The following is a 3,853-nucleotide window of genomic DNA, read 5'->3' on the forward strand; positions in this document are numbered from 1 at the left end:
GCCCAGCTTCATGCCGAATACCGGCTTTCCCAGGGCACCGTGGCGGTGCAGCGTCTGCAGCATGAAGCCGTCGCCGCCGAGGGCGCACAGCACGTCGGCCTGGTCCGGCGCATGGCTACCATGCTCGCGCTGCAGGACCGCCAGCGCTTGCTGCGCCTCGGGCGTCGGACTGGCGAGGAAGGCGATGTGCGGATCGGACATCCGTGGCTCCGGGTCGGCGCGGGATCAGTCGGGACAACGCGCAATCAATGATGTCACGTCGAGGGCCTCGGCGATCTTGCCGGGATCGCTGATGATGAAGGCGCCGTGGTCGCGGGTCCAGTAGTCGTAGGCCAACGCCCTGACATCGGGATCGGTGATGGCGAAGCCGCCTGCGGCTTCGCGCGATTCCAGCATCCTGCGCGTTGCGTCGAAGGCTTCCACGCCTGCCTGCTGGAACAGCAGGCGGCCGCCGCCATACGTGTCATGGAGTCGCTTCTGCAGCTTCACGTTGCCGATCAGCATCGTCAGCACCGCCTCCTTCTGCGCAGGCTCCTCCGGCAGCGCATAACCGTTATTGCTGCACGCGGCATAGGCGGTGATCGCCGCCTCGGCACGCTGCTTCTCGGCCGCTGTCGGGCGCGCCGCGTCCGCGTGCCGTCGCATCCRTTGGCTCAGGACCGGGACCATGAATACCTCGCGCGCACTGTCGGCGCGCGCCCGCCCCTCGCCCACGATCTGGTCGGCATAGACCGGCTGGCCATCGACCTGCCCGATCTGCCGGCGCGGCTCCGTCGCGTCCGCCGTCAGTGCCCATGCCAACAACGCCCACGCTGCCATCCTGCGCATGCCCTGCTCTCCCTGGAAAGAAAAAAGGCGGCCCCGGGGGGCCGCCTCGATTCTAGCCAGCCTTCAGTGCCGGCATCATGCCTGCGACGCCAACTGCCCCAGTCGCTGTACCGCCACCGATGCAGTGGGATAGTCCAGCGTCTTCTGCGCCGCCAGCTCATTCAGCATGCTGAGCGTGAAGCGCAGGGCGGCATCGTCGCGACCCAGCCAGGCCTTGACCTTGGCGTCGGCATTGCCGCCCGGCAGCGAGAGCACCTGGTTGGTCAGGGTGCGCTGATGGGCGGCGAGCTCATCGCGCAGCACGCCACGGGCAACCGCGTGCCAACGGCCATCGACCTTCAGGGCCTCGATCTGATCCTGCAGCCACGGCAGGTGCAGCGCTTCACCCAAGCGGTAGTGGACCTTCGACACCTCGACCGGCTTCAACTTGCGAGCACGTGCCAGTTCGATGATGTCGCACGAGGGCTCCAGGTACGGCAACGCCGCGATCTGGCCGGCCAGTGCCGCCGGCAGGCCCTTGTCCTTCCACGCCTGCAGGCTGGCGTTGTACGCCGGACGCAGYGAATCCGGCAGCACGCCATCCGCCGCGCGGATTTCGTTGAAACCGTCGTGGTAGCGCTCGACCGCGGTGGAGATCGCCGGGATCGGACCCTGCCGGGTCAGCAGCCAGCGGGTGAAATTGCGCTGCACCTGCCAGATGACCTGCAGCGCGTCGATCTGCACCGACTCCGGCACCTTGCCGTCCAGCGCATCGATCTGGTTCCACAGCGCCCGCGCATCCAGCGTCTCGCGGGTGATGGTGAACGCCTTGGCGACCTCCGCCGGCGACCGGCCGGTGTCCTCCTGCATGCGCAGCAGGAAGGTCGCGCCCATGCGGTTGATGGTGGTATTGGTGACCGCCGTGGCGATGATCTCGCGCTTCAGGCGGTGCTTCTCCATCTCCGACGCGTACTTCTTCTGAAGCGGCTGCGGGAAGTAGCGCTGCAACTCCTTGGACAGGTAGGGATCTTCGGGAATGTCGGATTCCAGCAGCTGCTGGAACGCCACCAGCTTGGCGTACGACAGCAGCACTGACAGCTCGGGACGGGTCAGGCCCTGCCCACGCGCCTTGCGCTCGGCAAGCTCCGCATCGGACGGCAGGAACTCGATCTGGCGGTCCAGCAGGCCCTGCGACTCCAGCGTCTGGATGAAGTGCTGCTTGGAACCCAGGCGCGATACGCTCATGCGCTCCATCAGGCTGATGGCCTGGTTCTGGCGGTAGTTGTCCCACAGCACCAGGTCGGCCACCTCATCCGTCATGTCGGCCAGCAGCTTGTTGCGGGCGTCCATCGACAGTTTCTTCGCCTGCACCACGCCGTTCAGCAGGATCTTGATGTTCACCTCGTGGTCGGAGGTATCCACGCCGGCAGAGTTGTCGATGAAGTCGGTATTCAACAGCACGCCGTGCTGCGCCGCCTCGATGCGACCCAACTGGGTCAGGCCCAAGTTGCCGCCCTCGCCCACCACCTTGCAGCGCAGGTCGCGACCGTCGACGCGCAGGCCGTTGTTGGCGCGGTCACCGACGTCGGCATGGGTTTCGCTCGCGGCCTTGACGTAGGTACCGATACCGCCGTTCCACAGCAGGTCGACCGGCGATTTCAGGATCGCGCTCATCAGTTCGTTCGGCGTCATCGACTTCACGCCGTCGGCAATGCCGAGCGCGGCGCGCACTTCCGGGGTGATCTCGATGGACTTCGCGCTACGCGGATGGATGCCACCGCCCTTGGAGATCAGCTTGGCGTCGTAGTCCGCCCAGCTGGAACGCGGCACCTTGAACATGCGGTCGCGTTCCTTGAACGACTTGGCCGCATCCGGATTCGGGTCCAGGAAGATGTGGCGGTGGTCGAACGCCGCCAGCAGGCGGATGTGCTCGGACAGCAGCATGCCGTTGCCGAACACGTCGCCCGACATGTCGCCGATGCCCACGCAGGTGACGTCTTCGGTCTGGCTGTCGCGGTTCATCGCGCGGAAATGGCGCTTCACCGACTCCCATGCGCCGCGCGCGGTGATGCCCATGCCCTTGTGGTCGTAGCCGACCGAACCACCGGAGGCGAACGCGTCGCCCATCCAGAAGCCGTGCGCGATGGCCAGGCCGTTGGCGATGTCGGAGAAGGTCGCGGTGCCCTTGTCCGCCGCGACGACCAGGTACGGGTCGTCCTGGTCATGGCGCACCACGTCGACCGGTGGGACGATCCTGTTGCCGACGATGTTGTCGGTGATGTCCAGCAGTCCCTGGATGAACAGCTTGTAGCAGGCGATGCCCTCGGCCAGCACCGCATCACGGTCCCCGCCCACCGGCGAACGCTTCACGAAGAACCCGCCCTTCGCGCCGACCGGCACGATGACGGTGTTCTTCACCATCTGCGCCTTCACCAGGCCGAGCACTTCGGTGCGGAAATCCTCGCGGCGGTCGGACCAGCGCAGGCCGCCGCGCGCCACCGGACCGAAGCGCAGGTGCACGCCTTCCACGCGCGGGCCGTACACGAAGATCTCGCGGTACGGGCGCGGCTTCGGCAGATCGGGCACCTTCGCCGAATCGAACTTGAAACTGATGGTGTGCGCCGGCTTCCCGTCCTTGCCCACCTGGTAGAAGCTGGTGCGCAACGTGGCTTCGATCGCCCCCATGAAGCCGCGCAGGATGCGGTCGTCGTCCAGGCTGGAGACGCGGTCCATCAGCTTCAGCAGCGACTGGTGCGCGGCTTCGATCTGCTGTTCGCGCTTGCCGCCACGCGCCTCGACCAGCGCCGCCAGCGTCCTGGCCGCGGCCTCGTCGTCGCCGGCCAGCGCCTTCAGCTGTGCAGCGAACCGCTCCTGCCCTTCCTTGACCTGCGCCTTGCTCTCGCTGCCGGTCGACGGATCGAAGCGCGCTTCGAACAGCTCCACCAGCAAGCGAGCCAGCAGGGGATACCGGTTGAGCGTTTCTTCAACGTAACTCTGCGAGAACGGCACGCCGGTCTGCAGCAGGTACTTGCAGTAGCCGCGGAGC

Annotated in this window: 2 protein-coding genes and 1 pseudogene; all 3 read right to left on the reverse strand. The window is 66.6% G+C overall.

What is annotated here, in order from left to right; all coding sequences use genetic code 11:
• Window positions 1-201, reverse strand: a pseudogene (gene ppnK, locus AC04L7_RS14095) (NAD kinase); the annotation flags it as partial.
• A gap of 24 nt (window positions 202-225) precedes the next feature.
• The gene (locus tag AC04L7_RS14100) at window positions 226-828 is read right to left on the reverse strand and encodes a hypothetical protein (protein WP_475513238.1); all 603 of its coding nucleotides are present in this window, start codon (window positions 826-828) and stop codon (window positions 226-228) included.
• A 75-nt stretch (window positions 829-903) separates the two neighbouring features.
• Window positions 904-3,853, reverse strand: a 2,950-nt coding sequence (locus AC04L7_RS14105; protein ID WP_475513239.1) for an NAD-glutamate dehydrogenase, incomplete at its 5' end; no start/stop codon positions are given.

It is taken from the genome of Pseudoxanthomonas sp. LjRoot204_2 (assembly GCF_056175765.1).